Origin of the sequence: Marivivens niveibacter (genome assembly GCF_002150005.2) — a bacterium.
GTDB lineage: Bacteria > Pseudomonadota > Alphaproteobacteria > Rhodobacterales > Rhodobacteraceae > Marivivens > Marivivens niveibacter.
Window position 1 is genome coordinate 270813 of sequence record NZ_MSPP01000002.1, and the last position, 18545, is coordinate 289357.

An 18545-nucleotide genomic window follows, 5' to 3' on the forward strand; every position below is an offset into this window, starting at 1 on the left:
TGAAGGGAGGAGGAGGTCTAATGGCAGAGGCCGCGACCTCTCTATGGTATCCAACCACTCTTGCGACTTCTGCAGATACCTCAAATATGCTTCAACAAGTTCAAGGCAACTAGCGTCATCCCAACCACCCCAATGATTACTAGTGACCATACGCTTTGCCGAACATTGGCTAGATGGTCTGCACCACAAAGAACCTTCATCACGACCGATCTAAGGTCTGTACGCGCATCAAAGGTCAAATGAAGCAGGATGTAGGTCAGCGAAGGCACCACAGTGATCGCCAATGTATCCCCAACGATGTTGTCCGCCCGGAACAAGACGATCATCAGAATGCAGAACGCACTGAGAGACCACATAACCAGCAACTCACCCGCTCGAATAACTGGGGCCTCCGCCACCATCAACTCACGCGCATGATGCTGTAACTCTTCGGGTAGCGACGCCCTGCCCTTGATCATGTCACACACGGTATCGACATCAACATTCGGGTCTTTGCGCTGGGCGTAATCGACCAAGGCCATCGCGTTTAGATGACTTTGTGACTGAAGGTCGCTCAACCGTTGCAACAAGAAGCCGCCAAGAATACCGATGAAGCCGACAGGTAAGGCGACGAGGTCAATCAGATTGAAGTCTTCGAACAAGACCACCGTAGTAAACGGGTCGGACAACGTCACGAGCGCACCCGTAATTGCGACGCTCAAGAACACACCGATGAATGCAGGCGTCGTGTCAGAACGCATCTGAAGCAGCGCATTGGCACTCACAATCAACGTGGCCCCGACACCCACGGTAATGGTTAAGGTCTCCACACCTGCCAACCACAGCCATAGCAAGGCTATCACAGGGGTCAGGTACCACATGATCGTCAATTCGACTTGGGCAGACCGTGCCAATGCTTCGCGATAGCTAAGAGACCCGAGGGTCACGATGACGACGCCATTCAAAACAGCCCAGCCGAGGGTTTCTGCTTCTAGGTTCGCCAGTTCATGAACAGCATTAGGTAGGAACGGAATGGTCAGCACAAAGCCAACAGCGCCAAACACCTTGGTGGCGGCACTCGCCAAAAGAGCGCGATTGATTTGGTCTACGGTCGCTTCACAACCGCCGTACTGCTCCTCGACATACAGACGAATATTGCGCCCCAAAGCGACAGAGTACGCCATGAAGATGGCCGAGAGGGCCGCAAGTGTCAGGCCGATCTTCCCTTCCCTCGAGAGGATGAACCTAAAGGGGTCCATTGGGTCGACCTTCAGTTGCGAAGCATCAATGACGATGATCACCAAGCCCACGAAGGCCGCGAATGATAGAAACCAAATACGCCGATCTAGGGCAGCCCAGCGCGTGCCTTTGGACCATTGCGGATGTGTCACGGCAAGAAAGAACAAGGCGATGATGGGCCAGATCTCATAGACAATACTCGCCGTCGCCTTTGAGATGTAAACGAACGACGCAAAAAGGCAGGCATGACTCAGGTAATTGATGACCCCGCTCTGCACTGCCTGAAACAACACGCGACGGTCACCTAGAAGGCTCTTTGACAGGCTCTTGAGGTTGTAACCTTTCCTCCTTCGGGTCAGCCAAACGGTCCCGCCAATCGAAACGGCAGCAGAAAGGCAATGCCCCATCCCCGCAAATACAAAGCCGGAGACCTTGACCGTGCCAAACACGCCAACAAGTGGGAAAAGGCTGTAGAGCAATACCGCAATCAGCATGAACGCTATCGCGATGTTCCCACCCGATTTGGTCGGCTCCATATGTCTATACCCGTCTGCCTCAATCTAGTGGCAGGACGTTCAACAGATACACAGCGCAGCGCAACCACCACGACCCGAGAGCATAGAGCAACTAGACATTTGCCCCCAAAAGAAAAGGTTATAGACGCGCCACTTTAGATTGGGTCAAGTACCACGCCAAGATAGTGCGCCTAAGGAGGTTTACTTTTCCGCACCTGTCGAAGCGCTTCTTATACGAAAAGGGGGGCGACCCATGCCGCCGCCCTAAGTTTGAAGCATGATGCAGACTACGAAGCGCTTTCAGCAGGAGTGTAGAATACTTGACGACCATGGCGGTCGTTAACGATACAAGTTTCACTACTAATAACAACACGTTCTGAACCCCGAAGAGGCCCGACGCCGTTCTGTTTAGCTTCCTGAGCGTTTGTACAATACTGAAGTTGCACGCGTTGATAGCCGAGAGACATCATACAAGCTTCATAATTGCGAATACGCGCCGGAGCATTTGCATCATTGACGCTGTAAACGCCGGTCAACAATGCGACAGCAATCTCTGCACCCGGACTGCGGTTAACTGGAACAGCCTGAGTTGCTTGAGTTTCACACTCTGCGCGGTCTTTCTCAAAATCACTGTAGACCATATTGTTTTGCACGAAAGTTTCCTGAGCAACGCAGCCGGACAAACCAAGAATTGCGACGGAACAAATAGATGCCAAACTTTTCAAAATTACCATCTCCTCTACGGTAGCTAAAAATCAGGCCACACCCCTAGCGCAATACAGGGCCACCATCCACATCTTTTAGATGAAAATCAGAGTGAGATTCATTAGCCGACGGTCGGCTGGAATTGGTGTACCGGTTTTTGCGTTTTACCATTCCTTGTGATGACGGAATGACCTGCGAGCCTCTCACAGAATGACCGTTGGGGTATATCCTTACGTACACTCCAAAAGGTGTCCGTTCAGGTGTCCATTAGGGTTGACTTCTATCAACGGACAATACACCTATCGGACGCAACCCTAACGAACACCTTAAGGATACCCTATGGCGACGATCTTCTACGCCCGCGTCTCAACCTCTGAACAAACGATTGAGCATCAAAAGTCTCAGGCGGAGGCAGCAGGGTTCGCGATAGACGAAGTGGTGGTTGACCATGGCGCGTCTGGTGTCTCCACAACTCTGAAAGAACGAGAAGAAGGCCGAAGGCTGTTTGACATGCTCCGAGAGGGAGACACGCTAGTTGTGCGATGGGTGGACCGTCTAGGTCGGAACTATCAGGACGTGACGGACACGATCAGAGAGTTCATGCGCCGTGGCGTTGTCATCCGCACTGTCATCAATGGTCTGACCTTCGACGGGGCCACCACAGACCCCATGCAGGAAGCTGTCAGAGACGCTCTCATTGCCTTCATGGCTGCTACAGCTCAAGCCCAAGCAGAGGCAACGAAAGAGGCCCAGAAGGCCGGAATAGCAGCTGCACGCGAACGTGACCCCAAGAGCTACCGTGGTCGCAAGCCGAGCTACAGCCGCGATCAGCTAACATTGGTCTTAGAGATGCTATCGCAAGGCGAAGGTACCTCTTCAATCTCAAAAGCCACGGGACTTTCACGGCAGGCGGTTTTACGCATTAAGGAAGACCCAACGCGGGCTGAAGAGTCTCTGATACTTTGGGATTGAAGGGGCCGATCAAAATGAACCAGCGTACAGCCAGCTAAAGACACAAGTTTGCATAAACAAAGCCCGCAAAGCTGACTTGCTTCTAGCGTTCACTATGTAAATATTCCGCAAATATTTTAATAATAGACCGAGATGTTAAATGGATTCCGCACTTAAAGTCACAGATCAAGCTGATGAAATCGCCTTTTCCGCAATGGTTGGTGGCGACAACATCATCAACATCCCACTGTTTCAGAGAGCTTATCGCTGGAAACCCTCAAACATCGGTGAATTTTGGGACGACATTGATTCAATACTTGATGAAACGTCTCGCTCCCATTTTCTTGGCGTTTTGGTACTGGTACCCCAAAACCGTAAGGTCGGACACCCGGTTGTGCTTGACGTCGTAGACGGACAGCAGAGACTTTCCACTTGCTATATTACGCTGATGGCGATGGCATATGCGGCTGCAGAAAGCGGCCACATAGATTGGGCTACCGAAGTTATTCAATCATTTCTTCTTACGAGAAAATTCCTGACATACAGCACTAACACTCGACTAATTCCATCCGCAGCAGACCGACAGCAATTTCATAATCTATGGGCAAAACTGCGCTCTTTGACTCCCTTCAGTGCAAATCACTTTGGGGGCGTTGAAGCATTAACTCCACAACCCTCTGGAGAACCCAAAGGTCGGATGCAAAAAGCTTTTGAAATTTCGCTTAAGCGCTGTCGCCAAATCATCAAAGATCAAGGTTTCTCAAAAATTGAAGAAGTGTTCGAAGTCGTTACGGGAAAAATGAGCTTCGTGACTATCAACTTGCGAAGTCCAACGGCTGCACCTGCAATTTTTGAAAGACTGAATGCTAGAGGCGAGAAGATCAACATCAGTGATTTGGTGAGAAACGAAGTCTTCTCTCGAGTTGGTGACGACGCCGCTAGGGCAAAACAAATATTCGAGTCACACTGGGAACCGTTTGTTAACCTATTCGGGGAGCGGGATGGATCATTTGAAAACTTTTTGTTTCCTTATGGTCTCACGATCAAATCCAACATTACCAAGGCCGACCTCTTCACTGTTCTCCGAGAACATTGGCAGGCTAAGGATGGGCCAATGGAGATTGTCCAAGCGATGAATGCTTTCGTGGGCCCATACCTAGTTTTGGAGACCGGAAAAACGACACTGACAATTGATCCAGAAGTCTCGCGGGCTTATGCGAAGCTGAATAGATTAAACGTGCCAAGCACAACTTATTCATTTCTACTCCGTCTAGCAAAGTCAGTATCAGATGGTCTCGTTTCGAGTAAAACAGCAACAGAAATTGTGGACGTAATCGAAAGTTTTCTGTTCCGCCGAGCAGTTTGCGGTATCGAACCAAGTGGCTTACATGCCGTTTTCAAAACCCTTTGGGCCGAGTGTGAGAAAAGCGCCGACGGTGTCTCTGCAATTTCCGTCATCAAAAGCATCTCTCGTCGCTCCACTGTTCCCTGGCCAAACGACATCGAATTCGAACAGGCTATTAGAGTAGATGACTTGTACAGCCGCAAAGTCTGCAGATTTGCCTTACAAGAGTTCGAAAAATTCACTCAGGGAGAAACCCCTAAAGACGACTTTCATATCGAACATATCTACCCCCAAAAACCGGGAAAGGACTGGACCGATAGCCAAAAGGAAGAGCTTGCGCCGCTTGTTAACTGCTGGGCAAACCTCATTCCTCTCACAGTGCAAATGAACCCTTCACTCGGCAATGCCTCCTACATCAAAAAAAGCGCTCAATTCGCAAATTCCATCTTTGCGAGCCCCCGAAAAATTGCAAAACAATTTGACGACTGGAATATAACAAACATAACCAAACGTGCTGACGAAATTGCCGCGTTCGCAAAGCAAAGGTGGCCCCATGTCCGAGTTACATCCTAATTGCAAGGTTGTGCGAGGGGTCCATCTGTTAAAGCATGCTTTCGGCTGGACGCCTCAAGTCGCGTTGACCGCACCAACAAAAAATGAGACACAAATCGTACACACACTGAGACACACAGACCGCAACGCACCCTATATTTGTAAATAAAAACAGAATACTAGCACTTACTAGTTGGTGCCGAACCTCATCTTCTGGGCACCAATTGGGTGATTACGTAAAGCGGCCTTCGGGCCGCTTTCGTCGTTTTCGGGCCTGTGCGTTACATACTTGTTAGCGTCTCGTTTGTCTTTGGGCATGATCGCCCTTCGTAAAATAATGCAATTGCATCGGTGATCCTGTCACCGCCGCCAGCCCGCTGCATCAAAGTCAGTGACGACAGCAGTTTATCAACATCGACATCGCTTCCCATGATTGATCTGATCGGTCGATCCGCATGCGCCAAAAGTATTTCAACACAGGCCAAATACCGTGGGCCGAGTACGGGATGGTCCAGATAGGCGCGCGCCTCATCTAGATCATCCAGCCCATAAAATTTTGCCCGATAGCTATATCCCAAAGACGCAAGCTGCGGAAATATATACCAAATCCAATGGCTTTGCTTTCGTCCGCGTTTTAATTCGAACAATGCGGTTTCATAGTCTTCGTCTTGCGCGTCGATAAAGCGATCCAAGTCGTACATTTTCGTACCCCCTTTGATCATAGGTAGGTGGGTTGTCATCGGGCGCAAATAAAAAAGACGCCCTCAAAGGGGCGCCTATAGTCGGCCAAGCAACATGAATTACTCGGCAGGAACAACCTGAGCAGGGAAAACGCGGCCAAAATGGCGGCGGTTCAGGTAGAAAACCAATACGACCATGGCGACCTGGAACCCCAGTGCGATGGCGGTAAAGGCCCAGTAGGCAACGCCAAATTTCGCGATGATACCGGCGGCGACCAGACCTTTGTTGATCCAGAAATGGCCTAGAACAGACAGCGCAACACCAGGGCAGATCAGGGCGTAGGACCCAGCAGAGGTTTTATCGCCCGTGATAAAGGTGCTGAAATATCCCTGACGACGCAGCACAACCAAGCCCAGCAGACCAAAGGCGATTTGGATTGTGATCAGTTTGGTCAGCATCATGAATTGACCGGCGGCAGTGACATGTTCATCAAAGGTGGTGTGCAGGCCGTGCTGTTGGCGCATCCACATGATTCCCAGAATGGTCATCAAAGGAATGATGATCATCAACGTTGGACCCGATTCTTTCGCTGTCCCGTAGTGCAGCATCGAATTCAGCGCGGTGATCGCGGCCAAAACGGCATAGATCAGCGCAATGGTGCCAAAGAACGTGGACAGGATCAGGCTTGCTGCAACGACGGTTGCGCCCGTGGACATCGCCGCTGGGGCCGCCAGCCCGACCGCAACCATCGCCAATGCAAAGGCAGGCAACAGCTGCGCGAAACTGTTGTGCGCAGTCACGTCAAAGATTCCGCCCTGCGCCAATACGCGGCCCAGAAAACGACCGATCATCGACAACGCCCACAGGCCCGTAAGTACAAAGGCAACCATGGCAGCAGGGAACAGGTATTCAACGATCGTCCAAAGCTGAGGAACGAACACCAGACCAGCAATAAAGCTGCCGTTGATCGACATAGCTACCGCCAGCGGCATTGCCATCAATTGGGTTTCCGCGTTGGTGCTACGCAGTTTGGCGTATGCCTCTGTTTGTTTGAATTGGGAAAACTGGTTGAGGTTCCAAATCAGATATTTGAGGTTCAAAAAGAACATTACCGCGATGCCGATCATCGCAGCAGCGATCCCGATGTGCATGGCTGTTCCGCCGGTGGCCCAAGCGGCAGTGATATCTTCGAACACAGGAACGGGACGGCCCGGGTGTTTGACCCAGAACATCAGGTACATGAAAAATGTGACGGATAGGCCCCCCGCCCCGACAGACGTCAGGAAATATAGAGGGGAATAGGTGTCGGCGGGTCTTTGGCGGGTTGGCATGGTCATATCTCTGCTCCGCAGTTACATTTCAAAATCCTTATATGTCATACAAGTGCCTGCCGCCTTGATATATGTCAATTTTGAAATGTATGTCCGATCTGCACAGGTACTTGGCGCATTTGGGCAGAGTCGCCGCTAATGTTGCGCTTGGGGGTGGCAATCACTAGAGGTAGCAAAACAAGGAAAATGGTGCGGCCTATGGCGAATTATCTGTACAAAAACGATCTACCCGACGGTTTGGACCTAGGCCCGATCGTCGCGATTGATTGCGAAACCATGGGCCTGAACCCGCATCGTGACCGCCTGTGTCTGGTTCAGATGTCGTCCGGCGATGGTGATTGCCATCTGGTTCAGATCGAAAAAGGCCAAACCGCTGCGCCAAATATGTGCGCCATGCTGACCAACCCCGATGTGCTGAAACTATTTCACTTTGGCCGTTTTGATATTGCCGCGCTGTTTCACACCTTTGGCGCGCTGACTGCGCCCGTCTATTGCACGAAAATCGCATCGAAAATGGTCCGCACCTTTACCGATCGTCACGGGCTGCGCAATCTGCTGCACGAATTGGTACAGGTCGACATTTCCAAACTTCAGCAACAAAGCGACTGGGGCGCAGCCGAACTAACCCCAGCTCAGCTGGATTACGCCGCTTCTGATGTTTTGCATCTGCATAAACTCAAAGCCGTGCTAGACGAACGACTAACCCGCGAAGGCCGCGCAGAAATGGCGCAGGCCTGTTTTGACTTTTTACCGACCCGTGCCCAACTAGACCTAGTTGGCTGGAACGAACCTGATATTTTTGCGCATTGATATGAACAGAACCAAAATCATAGAAACCGCTCGACGCGTCACATTGGAAGAATCCAAAGCACTAGAGGTTCTGGCCAATGGGATGGGCGATTCACTTGCTGACGCGGCAGAAGCGATCCTGAACGCACCAGGACGGGTGATTGTGTCGGGCATGGGAAAATCCGGCCATATCGGGCGCAAGATTACTGCCACATTGGCCAGCACAGGCACGCCCGCACATTTCGTCCACCCAGCCGAGGCATCGCACGGCGATCTAGGCATGATCACCAAAGGCGATGTGGTCATCATCCTTTCCAATTCGGGTGAAACGCCTGAACTAGCTGACCTGATCGCGCATACGCGTCGCTTCGGGATCACAATGATTGGCCTCGCATCACGTCCCGACAGTTCGTTGATGCAGCAAGCGGACGTTCAACTGGTTCTGCCTGCATTAGGCGAAGCCTGCGGTCACGGGGTGGTGCCAACTATTTCGACCACGATGACCTTGGCGTTGGGCGATGCGCTGGCCGTTGCGTTGATGGAACACCGCGATTTTGGCGCTGCCGATTTCCGCCAATTCCACCCTGGCGGCAAACTGGGCGCGCGCCTGTCTAAAGTCCGCGATCTGATGCACGATGGGGATGCAATACCTCTGGCGGGTGAAAAGACACCGATGTCCGACGCGTTGCTGACGATCAGTCAAAAAGGCTTCGGCGTTGTCGGCGTTCTGGACGATGATAACCGCCTAAGCGGTATTGTCACCGATGGTGACTTACGTCGTCACATGGCTGGCCTGTTGGATCATGTCGCAGGCGAAGTGATGACAAAATCCCCCCGCACGATCGGCCCCGATGCATTGGCCGAAGAAGCCGTCGCCGTGATGAACGAAAAGAAAATCACCTGTCTGTTCGTTGTAGATCCCGCAGGATCTGGCCGCGTTGTGGGCATCTTGCATATCCACGACTGCCTACGTGCCGGGGTTGCCTAGGTGTCTGCTGACAACGCCTATAGCCGGTTTGTAAACTGGGCAAAGATTATCCTGCCTCTGGCTGCGCTGGTTCTATTGTCGACGCTGTTTTTGCTGGCGCGGACAACAGGCGATACGACAGAAATACCCTTTGCCGATTTGCAGGAAATCACCAGCCAGCAACGTATTTCAGCGCCAACAATTTCTGGCGTGACCAATTCGGGTGACGCCTATCAAATCAGCGCAGACGTCGCCAAGTTTTCCCAAGAAGACACCGACCAGATCCAGATCGACTCCATCGCCATAACCATCAACAGCGCAACAGGCACCGATATCGACCTGATCGCAGGGACCGGCGAATATGACAGTGCGGAGAGAATGGTCGCGCTACGCAATCTGGTGCGCATTACCACAACGAACGGCTATGTCATGGAAACCATTGGCGCTTGGGCCAATTTGGGCACAGGCGATATCGAAACCACTGGCATATTAGAAGTTCGTTCCCCCTTTGGCGAATTCAGCGCAGGACATCTGTCGATCAGCCGCGACGAATCGGGGGCTCAGCAAATGGTTTTCAACGAAGGCGTCAGGCTGGTATACGAACCACAGCCTTAAAGGATGTAATCAATGTCACTACTGCGTATCGTTTTGTTTTTGATGTTCGCCACGGCAACTGCTGCCGCTGCGCAGACCGACATTGCATTGGGCGGCATTCAAGCGGACAGTTCTGCCCCCGTTGAAATCACTGCCGACAGCCTGTCCGTAGATCAGGAAACAGGTATCGCCGCGTTTTCGGGAAATGTTTTAATCACTCAAGGCGAATTGCGCTTGTCCGCTGGCTCGGTCGAGGTTGTCTATGACGATGACAGCGGCGACATCACACGATTGATTGCCTCTGGCGGTGTGACCTTTGTCACCGCAACCGACGCCGCAGAGGCACAAACCGCAGTCTACGATCTGGCAGACAACACGCTGAACATGACCGGCGACGTACTCATCACCCAAGGCCGCAGCGCCATTGCCGCCGATTCGATGCGCGTGAATTTGGCCACGGGCAAAGCGCAGCTAGATGGCCGCGTGCGCACCACCCTGACCCAGCAGGACAACAATTGATGACCGACCCAAAGGTGGATGCAGACGATATCGGCCTGAACATCGTCAACCTGCGCAAAAGCTATAAAAAGCGCACTGTCATTCGTGACGTGTCTTTGCGATTGGAACGCGGCGAAGTGGTCGCTTTGCTGGGCCCTAACGGTTGCGGCAAGACAACGACGTTTTATTCCATCGCTGGTCTGGTCAATCCCGAAGGCGGGCGTGTCTATGTTGACGGCCGCGATGTGACGGCATTGCCAATGTATCGCCGTGCGCGTTTAGGGATCGGTTATCTACCACAAGAAATGTCGATCTTTCGCGGTCTCAACGTCGAAGACAACATCATGGCGATTCTGGAAATTTCCGAACCGAACCCAAAACGCCGCCGCGAACGGCTAGAGGAATTGCTAAGCGAATTTTCCATCGAACACCTGCGCCGCGCGCCTGCAATGGCCTTGTCGGGCGGGGAACGTCGCCGCGCCGAAATCGCGCGCTGTCTGGCCGCAGGCCCAAAGTATGTTTTGTTCGATGAACCATTTGCAGGCGTTGATCCGATCGCCGTTGGCGAAATCCGGCATTTGGTTTCTGATCTGAAAAACCGCGGCATTGGCGTATTGATCACCGATCATAACGTACGGGAAACATTAGAAATTGTTGACCGCGCCTATATCCTACACGATGGCAAGGTACTGATGTCGGGCACCACAGAAGAGGTCGTTCGCGACGAAAATGTCCGCCGCGTTTATCTAGGCAATACTTTCCGCGTCAATTAGCGGCAATTGGCTAGTCGCTCATCAGGGTCATTGACAAATCCCGAATTGAGTCGTGTCATATAAGTGATGACACAGATTGTTCCCCCTCGCGTTCCTGTGCAGGCCGTTTTGCCTGACAGAGCGGTTCGGGCCAATGTCATCAATTTCCCAAACACCGCTATGTCGAAACGGGTGCCATTACGGGCCCGATCCATGGTGTGTGTGTACAAGTGAAGAGGAGATAACATGCGTTACCAAATCAGCGGAAAACAAATTGATATCGGCGAAGCCCTGCAGACCCACGTCAAAACCGAACTCGGTGCGACCTTGGATAAATATGCGGGCCGACCTACCGATGCCGTTGTGATCTTCTCAAAGTCTGGCTCGGAATTCGTGTGCGAAACTGTCGTGCACCTATCCACCGGACTAAATGTCCAGGCAAAATCCCATGCCCATGATATCTATGCTGCTTTTGACGGCTGCTGCGAAAAAATGGACAAACAATTGCGCCGTTACAAACGTCGGTTGAAAGATCACCATAACGAAAGGACAACTCCGGTTGAACTTTTGGCCGGTTCGTCCTATATCCTCGCTGCAACCGAGGACTCGGACGAGGCAGAAACGCCAGCTGATGCACCGATTATCATCGCCGAAATGGAGACTCAGATCCCAGAAATTTCGGTTGGTGAGGCAGTGATGCAGATGGAGCTAGCCCATAACTCTGTTCAAGTCTTTAAGAATGAAAAACATGGCGGCCTGAATGTGGTTTATCGCCGTGAGGACGGAAACATCGGCTGGGTTGATCCAAAGTGACCGCCTGACGCAAGAATAAGGCCTAAGAATACTATATGCAGCTTTCGGAACTTCTGAAGCCCGCAGCGGTCAAAACGATTGCGTCTGCGACGAGCAAGAAACGTCTGTTTCACGACATCGCAGAAATGGCCCATGTCAATTATGGGTTCAACGCGCATGATGTCGTCGACGCACTGCTAGAACGTGAAAATCTTGGGCCTACTGGTGTGGGACAGGGTATCGCCCTGCCCCACGCACGCCTACACGAAGCGGAAAACATCTGCGGTATTTTCATTCGTTTGGAAAAACCGTTGGATTTCGATTCTGTCGACCGCCAGCCTGTTGATCTGGTATTTACCCTGCTCGCACCTGATGCAGCAGGCGTTGAACACCTAAAGGCACTGGCATTGGTGTCGCGCACCATGCGCAACCCTTCGATCTGTGCAAAACTTCGCGCGAACAGCGATCCCGCGACAATCCACGCGATCCTGACCGAAGCACAAGCGACGCAAGCCGCTTAATCGCGCCAGTTTCCAAACCCGAACGTCATGTAGTCGCGCTGGTATGCATCCCGCGCGGCTTTTTCTATATCGGCATCATAGATCCGTGACAGCAAGTCCACATGTGGATCGATCGCCGCAATAGCGGGCGCATCGTCTACACCGACTGATTTAGCCAGAAACGCCAATTCAGCTTCTAGGTCGTCCTCGCGGATCACAACATCGGGGGGAATGAAATTCGCAAAGCCTTGAACGACAGCTGCTTGGGTCGCCCATGACGCATCCACACGGATTGCGGTTTGGCCATTGATGTTCATCTTTAGCCATCTCAGAAACGCTAAAAATGCCTCTTTATGGGTCGCGTCGTTATAATCCGCAGGCGGCGGCGATTTTTTGGGGATCGGAATGCCGAACATCTGGCGCAGTGTTTTGCGGATTTCCCCGAAAACAGTGTCCGAATACCCCAAAATATGATCGCAAAACGCTGCATGAGCCCGCTGCAATGGGTGCCGCACAACCGTAAATCCGCGATTACCAGGGAGCGCCTTTTTCCACTGACGCACCGTTTTTTGCGTAAATCCAGTCAACGCAGGCCGACCATCTAGATCTGACAACCACTGCGTCACGGCATCAACGGGCCCACCTTTGATCGGCAAGTAGATCAAGGGCGTCGCAGGAGCCGCGACATAATGCGGGATCATAGCACCGCGACGTGGTTCGAAATTGGGAGTGCGGGACAAATTAAATCGATCCAGCCGCACCAAGGCACGTTCCATTTCGTCAAAGTTTGACAGCTTTTCCGACAGCGGTTGCGGATTTTGCTTTTTGATCGATTTATCCAGCGCATCCAAACGATCTGCACACCCCAGATATGCGGCCAGTCCATTCATCACATCGACGTCCTGCAAATCCTCGTAGGCAACATAAAATGCCGTTTGCCCCGATTTTTGCAGCGCATTCAGCAAATAGACCTGAAAATCCTGCAGGGCTGTCAAATGTGTTTCAAATTCTTGCGGATCGAATGTGACAACTTCAGAGCGGCGATTTTTAACGTTGGTTAGTTTCCACTGCCCGGTCGCCTGCGCAATTTTCCAGCTGACGAAACTATCAACTGGATTGCGTGTCAGAATAATTTTGGCGCAACGCGGATCGGGCAAAGCAATGTCCAAAACCCGAGAATCGTGGTCGTGAAAAAACCGAAAGCCGCCCAGACCTTCGGATTGCGTTTTAATCGTATTGATGAGCGCGCCCGCGTCAGCATCGCGTTCGGCCTGCGTCACGCCCAGAATATTGTCTTTGTTCGGGTAGCCGATAAAGAATGGATTGAACGCCTCGCCGTGACATTGCAGCCCGCTGAACGCATTCAGGTTGGTTTCTAAAAAATTCGAACCGGTGCGCATTTCTGCAAACACCACAAAGTAGTCAAATTTCGACATTCATTATCTAACCAAATAAGGTTTGCGCGTGTTGCGCTGTTCGTTTGTCGGCACAGGATCAACAGGAAAATCACCCATCAAATAGGGGTGCATACCTTGGTTTTTCAGGTTTTGTAGGAATTGACCAAACCCAGCCAAGTCGACCATGCGCGGGGCTTCGGTAAGGCCACGAACAGATTTACCCGTAATTTCATCCACGACGGTCTGCAATGCTTCCATCGGGGATTCGATAAATTCTGCCAGTGTCCAAATGCGAATGCGCGCTTTGGAGTAAATGGACCGCAACGCATCCAGATGTTCGGCCTCGATCTTTTGCAAACGAGCGGCTTCGTCACGAAGATCAGCAAAATTGCGGTTGGACTGATACAACGGCACGGCCCAAGCACCCGAAATCACGCTAATCTGCGCATTTGGATCCTTGGCAATATCCCAACTAATTGTCTGATTGTCGTGCGGACCAAATTGGAAACACTGGCGTTCGCCGCGCGTATTCCAAACCAAACTGCGAATAAAGCTACGCGAATTATAGTCGCGCAGCGCCGCACAATCCGACAAGGCTCCAACAAAGGTTGATTGCCCACCTGCAAATTCTGCACGCTCTGGCGCGAACAAATGCCCATGCACACGTGCGCCTGTCGCTTTAGACAGCCATTCATCGAAATCTTCGAACAGTTCGCTGAAACCTTCGAAAATTGAATAAGGCGCACAAGTAACCCCATTTTCCCAATCTTCGTTTGGAAAACGGCTTTGCATATACAAACCGGGGCGGCCACGGGTACGGCGATCGACGGCGCGTGCAAAAATCCGGTCGATTTTTCCCGGATTCGGTTCGGCCGCTTTGATCGTGCCGGATTTACCTAGGAACGTATCGTACAGGCGGTTTGCGTGCGGCCAAATTTTACGCGCCACAAAACAGTCAGACCGCCGCAGCAGCTGTAGATGGTCGTCATAGAAAATATGTGGTTTGCCTTGGAAGTCGAATTTCGACAAGGTCAACGACCGGCTTTCGACCTTGGGCGAATATAGACGCACAAGTGTCTGAAAATAGCTTTCGTCCGGGATCCAGACACGTTTGAAGTAGCGGTCATAAGTAGCGCGGTCAGGGTCTTGCAAAATTGCCGACAGAGTTTGACGCGTTAGGCACCACCACTGTGATCCCATGTGCGGTACGATACCTTCGGGAATTTTGCGGCGCAGTTTTAGTTTCCGCTGCAGCGACACATATCCATCAAACAATCTGCGGTTCTTTTTCCACGAAAATGGAAACCGCATCGTAAACCGTTCTTCGTCCAAACCGCCAACGGTCCACGGCACATCCGCCGTTGTCGCGCTTTCGATAAAGTCGACACGCGGGCGGCCCGCCAGATAGTCGTGCAACTCATCAACCGACCGCAAAGGTAGGCATGAACCAGATGCCAGATAGACATGCGTGACATCAGGATTGTCGCGCAACATGATTTCAGAGGCTTCCTGAGTCGCGGCCACAATCCCCCACGTACCCCATTCGCACCGATGGCGTGGTGAAAACTGAACCGTCGGCAAATCACTGACAGAGGATTTGAACCGATCAAATTCTTCGGATTTCACATTGGCATCGACGTGCACGAGCACAGGACAATCGCCTGCAACCCAGTGGCGGATGACTTGTTCCGCGCGGTGCAATGCTGTGTGCACCAGCATGACGACACCAACCCGCGTCATGCCCAGTTTCCTTTGGACATCAGCCCCAAAATCTCTAGCTGGCGCCAGTTAATATATTTTTCAGACCACTTGCACCACAGATCCGTGTCATCCTGCAGCCCCGCAACATAGGCTTTGTATTCGTGGCTGGCGGCGTAATGTTGTTTACGCAGCAATTCTTCGTGCGCTTTGACGGTCAAGGTATCTAGGAATTTGGTGTGCAGCAAAATGCCAGACGCTTTTTCGCCGCCCCATTCATCGTAGACCAGATTCAAACCACGTGGCAGCAACATATGCGTGCTGCTGACATAGGCGTAACGGCGGTTCCATTTCACCAATGGCACTTTGTTCAACGCTGGCGAGCGTTCAGGATTGTCCTGAAAAAATTCTCGCGCCCGCGGGCCACCTTGGATCCACAGGTTGCCAAATGCAGGGTTCCGTTGGATTGTATAGTTTCCACTATCGAACCAATTGGCGATCTCTAAGGGGTCATCCCCGCGGCGATACGGGATCGCAGAAATCGGACCTTTGGGATACATATCCAGCAACATCGCTGAAAAAGATTTGATCGACGACGCGTCCAGCCAATCTGTCAGCGCGCGCAAAGGGCGCGTGTCGCAGAATGGATAGACAAATAATTCATCAGGATCGACGGTCAAAACCCAGTGTCCATGCGCGTAGCGCATCAATAGCCAGTTAACCCAATCAATCCCGAAACGGGACCGTTTATAACTTTTCCCTGTGCGCCAGACGGACACATCGGGCTGATCGGCCAGATATTCACGCCCGCCATCATCGCTATCGTTATCAATGATCAGGAAATGGTTGACGCCTAAGTCGCGATAATACTTAAGGAAAAACGGCAAACGCACATCTTCGTTGCGCATTGTCGCAACAAGAAGAATGTCGCGCCCCCGGATCTGAGAGGTGCGATCGGCAACAACTTTCAAATCGCGCCGTTTACGAACAGCACGAACCAGCCAGCGACGACGCTGGATCCTTAGTCGATAAGAACGCCAAAGACCCAAGCTTTCCTCTCTTTCCTCCAGAATACGGGTTTAGCTATTGATCTAAAACCGTATCGAAATGACTGCTCCACGTTGGTGGAACCACATAGGGTTCTCTTTCACCATCGTCTTCTGCCATCAATTGTTTAATTGTTTCCCGCCAAGAATAATTATCCTGTGGGTCTAGGTAAACACCAGTGTCACCCAGAGTTTCGCGATAGACGGGTAAATCTGCACAAACAACTGGCACACCCAGCGCCGCCGCCTCGACCGGAGGCAGCCCGAAACCCTCGGCCACAGACGGAAACAGCAACCCTTTGGCCCCATGAACAACCGCGGCTAGCGCATCATCGGATAGGTCAGGCAGCTCGACCACACGGTCCACACCGCGGTCCAATTGTTCAAAGACCGAATGGTTCAACCACCCACGCCGCCCGCAAATCAGCAGCTTGGGTTTGCTGTCATCGGGCATCGCCTGCCAAAGTTCCAACAAAAGCGCGTGGTATTTGCGAGGCTCAATCGTGCCTACGGTTACGAAATATGGCTCCGAAAGATCCAGATATTCAGGAATTTCGGCATACCGGGGGACCGGAACCGTAACGCCCAAATGCGCAACTGTAATAGGCGGTAGACGCCCAAACCGTCTAAACGGGCCAATCATACTGTCCGCTGCCGCATCAGAGATCGCAATGACACGGTCAGCGAATTCCGAGACGGATCGCATTAGGTCTTCGAACCGTTTGATCGTACGCGGTTCTTGCATTTCCGGCAGTTCAAGCGGGATCACATCATGCACCATGATGGTGATCCGAATATCAGCAACCTGTCGCAACGCGACAAAATAGGCTGTCGTCAAATTCGTATGACCGACATTGTAGAAATCGACAGCTTCGGGCAAATGTTCGGCCAACATAAGCGCCAAACGACCGTTTCCGCATCGAGCGATTCTAAAGTGCCGCGCCAAAGTTTGGGCCGACTGCACCGCAACAGGCATTTTACGCCGCAAACGGGACAATAGATCGGGCCGGCCCCAATCCCCAGTTTCGCAAGCCTGCTTGATCAATTGGCCGCCTTCGCGGTCCAGTAACACATAGCCATATGCCGTCCGGACCAAGAAAAAGCAGTCTGTGTCGTCTTCTAAAAAACGACACAGATACGCGAATTCAACGCGATCGACGCCCGTCATAACTTGCCCAGCCCGAGACAACAGTCGAGTTAGATCAAGCAGTCTGGTGCGTTTATTTTTCGTAGTGTCCACTCTGATGCCAGCGCCATGCGTCCGTTATCATCAACTTTAGCGATGATCGCTTCGGCGTCCAGCCCAACTCTCGTATAGCGCGTGAACTTCCCGACACTAGTTTCGTGGCGTCACCAGGGCGGCGTTCGCCTTCGACGATGGGAACAACCTTGTTTGTCACCTCTGCCGAATAGGCCACGACTTCGCGTACAGAAAATCCATCCCCTGTGCCCAGATTGAACACGGTGCTGTCTTTGCCACCCTGCAACCATTCAACGCCTTTGACATGGGCATCGACCAAATCGCATACGTGCACATAGTCACGGATACATGTCCCATCGGGCGTATCGTAGTCCGTGCCAAAAATGGTCAGCGCAGGGCGTTTGCCGTCAATCGCATCCAACATCAGCGGAATTAGATGCGTTTCAGGTTGGTGGAATTCACCGATTTCACCCTCGGGATCACCGCCAGCGACGTTGAAATAGCGGAAGATAACGGACCGCAGGCCATGGCTCTGGCCGAAATTTTCCAGCATATCCTCGATTGCACGCTTTGACGCGCCATAGGCGTTAATCGGCTGCTGAACACAGGTTTCATCCAACGTGACACCATCCTGATCGCCATAGGTCGCACAGGTAGATGAAAACACAAACTGCAAACACCCGGCGTCAACTGCCGCCTCGATCAGGTTCAACGACCCAACAACGTTATTGCGCCAATACGCGCCCGGGTCTTTCATGCTTTCGCCGACCTGCGATAGCGCTGCAAAATGCATCACCGCCGCAGGTTGGTATTTCGCAAACACTTCGTCCAAACGCGCGCGGTCCAACAGATCGCCCTGTTCGAACGGACCGAATTTCACGGCATCCTGCCAACCCGTAATCAGGTTGTCATAGGTGACCGGCGTATAGCCCGCCGCTTTCAAAGCTTTACAGGCGTGGGAACCGATATAACCGGCCCCTCCTGTTACCAAAATATTCTTCATGTTTTTCTGG

18 protein-coding genes are annotated in these 18545 nt (G+C 52.1%); 9 read left to right on the top strand and 9 right to left on the bottom strand.

All coding sequences use genetic code 11. The annotated features are described in order from the left end of the window. Positions 1-80: 80 nt before the first annotated feature. Together BVC71_RS07215 and BVC71_RS07220 are read right to left on the bottom strand one after the other, a co-directional pair. Positions 81-1754, bottom strand: coding sequence for a DMT family transporter (locus BVC71_RS07215; RefSeq protein ID WP_086450964.1), 1674 nt, complete (start codon positions 1752-1754; stop codon positions 81-83). A gap of 266 nt (positions 1755-2020) precedes the next feature. Next, positions 2021-2467: a hypothetical protein gene (locus tag BVC71_RS07220; RefSeq protein WP_086450965.1), complete on the bottom strand. Its 447-nt coding sequence runs from the start codon at positions 2465-2467 to the stop codon at positions 2021-2023. A gap of 310 nt (positions 2468-2777) precedes the next feature. Here BVC71_RS07220 and BVC71_RS07225 point away from each other — a divergent pair, with 310 nt between their 5' ends. Continuing rightward, entirely contained in the window at positions 2778-3410 is a 633-nt protein-coding gene (locus BVC71_RS07225) for a recombinase family protein (protein ID WP_086450966.1), read from the top strand. A 139-nt stretch (positions 3411-3549) separates the two neighbouring features. Next, positions 3550-5307, top strand: a complete 1758-nt coding sequence (locus BVC71_RS07230; RefSeq protein WP_086450967.1) for a DUF262 domain-containing protein — start codon at positions 3550-3552, stop codon at positions 5305-5307. A 260-nt stretch (positions 5308-5567) separates the two neighbouring features. On the opposite strand, the gene BVC71_RS07235 is transcribed toward BVC71_RS07230, so the two are convergent. After that, positions 5568-5987: a DUF1810 domain-containing protein gene (locus tag BVC71_RS07235; RefSeq protein WP_086451271.1), complete on the bottom strand. Its 420-nt coding sequence runs from the start codon at positions 5985-5987 to the stop codon at positions 5568-5570. Between the two features lie 99 nt (positions 5988-6086). Continuing rightward, positions 6087-7298: a TsoY family (seleno)protein gene (locus BVC71_RS07240; protein ID WP_086451272.1), complete on the bottom strand. Its 1212-nt coding sequence runs from the start codon at positions 7296-7298 to the stop codon at positions 6087-6089. Positions 7299-7496: 198 nt separating this feature from the next. Here BVC71_RS07240 and BVC71_RS07245 point away from each other — a divergent pair, with 198 nt between their 5' ends. The 7 genes from BVC71_RS07245 (at position 7497) to BVC71_RS07275 (ending at position 12211) form a co-directional block, all read left to right on the top strand. Continuing rightward, positions 7497-8108: a ribonuclease D gene (locus BVC71_RS07245; RefSeq protein WP_086450968.1), complete on the top strand. Its 612-nt coding sequence runs from the start codon at positions 7497-7499 to the stop codon at positions 8106-8108. Position 8109: 1 nt separating this feature from the next. Continuing rightward, the gene (locus BVC71_RS07250; protein WP_086450969.1) at positions 8110-9075 is read left to right on the top strand and encodes a KpsF/GutQ family sugar-phosphate isomerase; all 966 of its coding nucleotides are present in this window, start codon (positions 8110-8112) and stop codon (positions 9073-9075) included. After that, entirely contained in the window at positions 9076-9669 is a 594-nt protein-coding gene (gene lptC, locus BVC71_RS07255) for an LPS export ABC transporter periplasmic protein LptC (RefSeq protein WP_086450970.1), read from the top strand. It begins immediately after the preceding gene. A 12-nt stretch (positions 9670-9681) separates the two neighbouring features. After that, entirely contained in the window at positions 9682-10167 is a 486-nt protein-coding gene (gene lptA, locus BVC71_RS07260) for a lipopolysaccharide transport periplasmic protein LptA (protein WP_086450971.1), read from the top strand. Continuing rightward, positions 10167-10919: an LPS export ABC transporter ATP-binding protein gene (gene lptB, locus BVC71_RS07265; protein WP_086450972.1), complete on the top strand. Its 753-nt coding sequence runs from the start codon at positions 10167-10169 to the stop codon at positions 10917-10919. The genes lptA and lptB overlap by 1 nt, the downstream gene beginning before the upstream one ends. Before the next feature lie 225 nt (positions 10920-11144). Continuing rightward, the gene (gene hpf / locus BVC71_RS07270; protein WP_086450973.1) at positions 11145-11711 is read left to right on the top strand and encodes a ribosome hibernation-promoting factor, HPF/YfiA family; all 567 of its coding nucleotides are present in this window, start codon (positions 11145-11147) and stop codon (positions 11709-11711) included. A gap of 35 nt (positions 11712-11746) precedes the next feature. Continuing rightward, entirely contained in the window at positions 11747-12211 is a 465-nt protein-coding gene (locus BVC71_RS07275; RefSeq protein ID WP_086450974.1) for a PTS sugar transporter subunit IIA, read from the top strand. Here BVC71_RS07275 and BVC71_RS07280 read toward each other — a convergent pair. From BVC71_RS07280 to galE, 5 genes are read right to left on the bottom strand one after another with little or no spacing between them, the layout of a single operon-like run. Further along, entirely contained in the window at positions 12208-13626 is a 1419-nt protein-coding gene (locus BVC71_RS07280) for a sulfotransferase family 2 domain-containing protein (RefSeq protein WP_086450975.1), read from the bottom strand. The genes BVC71_RS07275 and BVC71_RS07280 overlap by 4 nt on opposite strands. Positions 13627-13629: 3 nt before the next feature. Next, on the bottom strand, positions 13630-15327 hold the full coding sequence (locus BVC71_RS07285) for a DUF5927 domain-containing protein (RefSeq protein WP_240516805.1): 1698 nt from the start codon (positions 15325-15327) through the stop codon (positions 13630-13632). Further along, positions 15324-16334, bottom strand: coding sequence for a glycosyltransferase family 2 protein (locus BVC71_RS07290; RefSeq protein WP_086450976.1), 1011 nt, complete (start codon positions 16332-16334; stop codon positions 15324-15326). Before BVC71_RS07290 ends, BVC71_RS07285 begins: the two co-directional genes overlap by 4 nt. Before the next feature lie 34 nt (positions 16335-16368). Next, the gene (locus BVC71_RS07295; RefSeq protein WP_086450977.1) at positions 16369-17499 is read right to left on the bottom strand and encodes a glycosyltransferase family 4 protein; all 1131 of its coding nucleotides are present in this window, start codon (positions 17497-17499) and stop codon (positions 16369-16371) included. Between the two features lie 52 nt (positions 17500-17551). After that, a complete protein-coding gene (gene galE, locus BVC71_RS07300) occupies positions 17552-18535 on the bottom strand; it encodes a UDP-glucose 4-epimerase GalE (RefSeq protein ID WP_086450978.1) in 984 nt (327 codons plus the stop codon). Between the last annotated feature and the right edge of the window lie 10 nt (positions 18536-18545).

Excerpts from the sequence above, each read along its gene's own strand:
- lptB (WP_086450972.1), top strand. The coding sequence starts at position 10,167 with ATGACCGACCCAAAGGTGGATGCAGACGATATCGGCCTGAACATCGTC.
- BVC71_RS07230 (WP_086450967.1), top strand. The coding sequence starts at position 3,550 with ATGGATTCCGCACTTAAAGTCACAGATCAAGCTGATGAAATCGCCTTT.
- BVC71_RS07285 (WP_240516805.1), bottom strand. The coding sequence starts at position 15,327 with ATGACGCGGGTTGGTGTCGTCATGCTGGTGCACACAGCATTGCACCGC.
- BVC71_RS07245 (WP_086450968.1), top strand. The coding sequence starts at position 7,497 with ATGGCGAATTATCTGTACAAAAACGATCTACCCGACGGTTTGGACCTA.
- BVC71_RS07215 (WP_086450964.1), bottom strand. The coding sequence starts at position 1,754 with ATGGAGCCGACCAAATCGGGTGGGAACATCGCGATAGCGTTCATGCTG.
- BVC71_RS07295 (WP_086450977.1), bottom strand. The coding sequence starts at position 17,499 with ATGACGGGCGTCGATCGCGTTGAATTCGCGTATCTGTGTCGTTTTTTA.
- BVC71_RS07275 (WP_086450974.1), top strand. The coding sequence starts at position 11,747 with ATGCAGCTTTCGGAACTTCTGAAGCCCGCAGCGGTCAAAACGATTGCG.
- BVC71_RS07240 (WP_086451272.1), bottom strand. The coding sequence starts at position 7,298 with ATGCCAACCCGCCAAAGACCCGCCGACACCTATTCCCCTCTATATTTC.
- BVC71_RS07280 (WP_086450975.1), bottom strand. The coding sequence starts at position 13,626 with ATGTCGAAATTTGACTACTTTGTGGTGTTTGCAGAAATGCGCACCGGT.
- BVC71_RS07250 (WP_086450969.1), top strand. The coding sequence starts at position 8,110 with ATGAACAGAACCAAAATCATAGAAACCGCTCGACGCGTCACATTGGAA.
- hpf (WP_086450973.1), top strand. The coding sequence starts at position 11,145 with ATGCGTTACCAAATCAGCGGAAAACAAATTGATATCGGCGAAGCCCTG.
- BVC71_RS07225 (WP_086450966.1), top strand. The coding sequence starts at position 2,778 with ATGGCGACGATCTTCTACGCCCGCGTCTCAACCTCTGAACAAACGATT.
- galE (WP_086450978.1), bottom strand. The coding sequence starts at position 18,535 with ATGAAGAATATTTTGGTAACAGGAGGGGCCGGTTATATCGGTTCCCAC.
- BVC71_RS07220 (WP_086450965.1), bottom strand. The coding sequence starts at position 2,467 with ATGGTAATTTTGAAAAGTTTGGCATCTATTTGTTCCGTCGCAATTCTT.
- lptA (WP_086450971.1), top strand. The coding sequence starts at position 9,682 with ATGTCACTACTGCGTATCGTTTTGTTTTTGATGTTCGCCACGGCAACT.
- BVC71_RS07235 (WP_086451271.1), bottom strand. The coding sequence starts at position 5,987 with ATGTACGACTTGGATCGCTTTATCGACGCGCAAGACGAAGACTATGAA.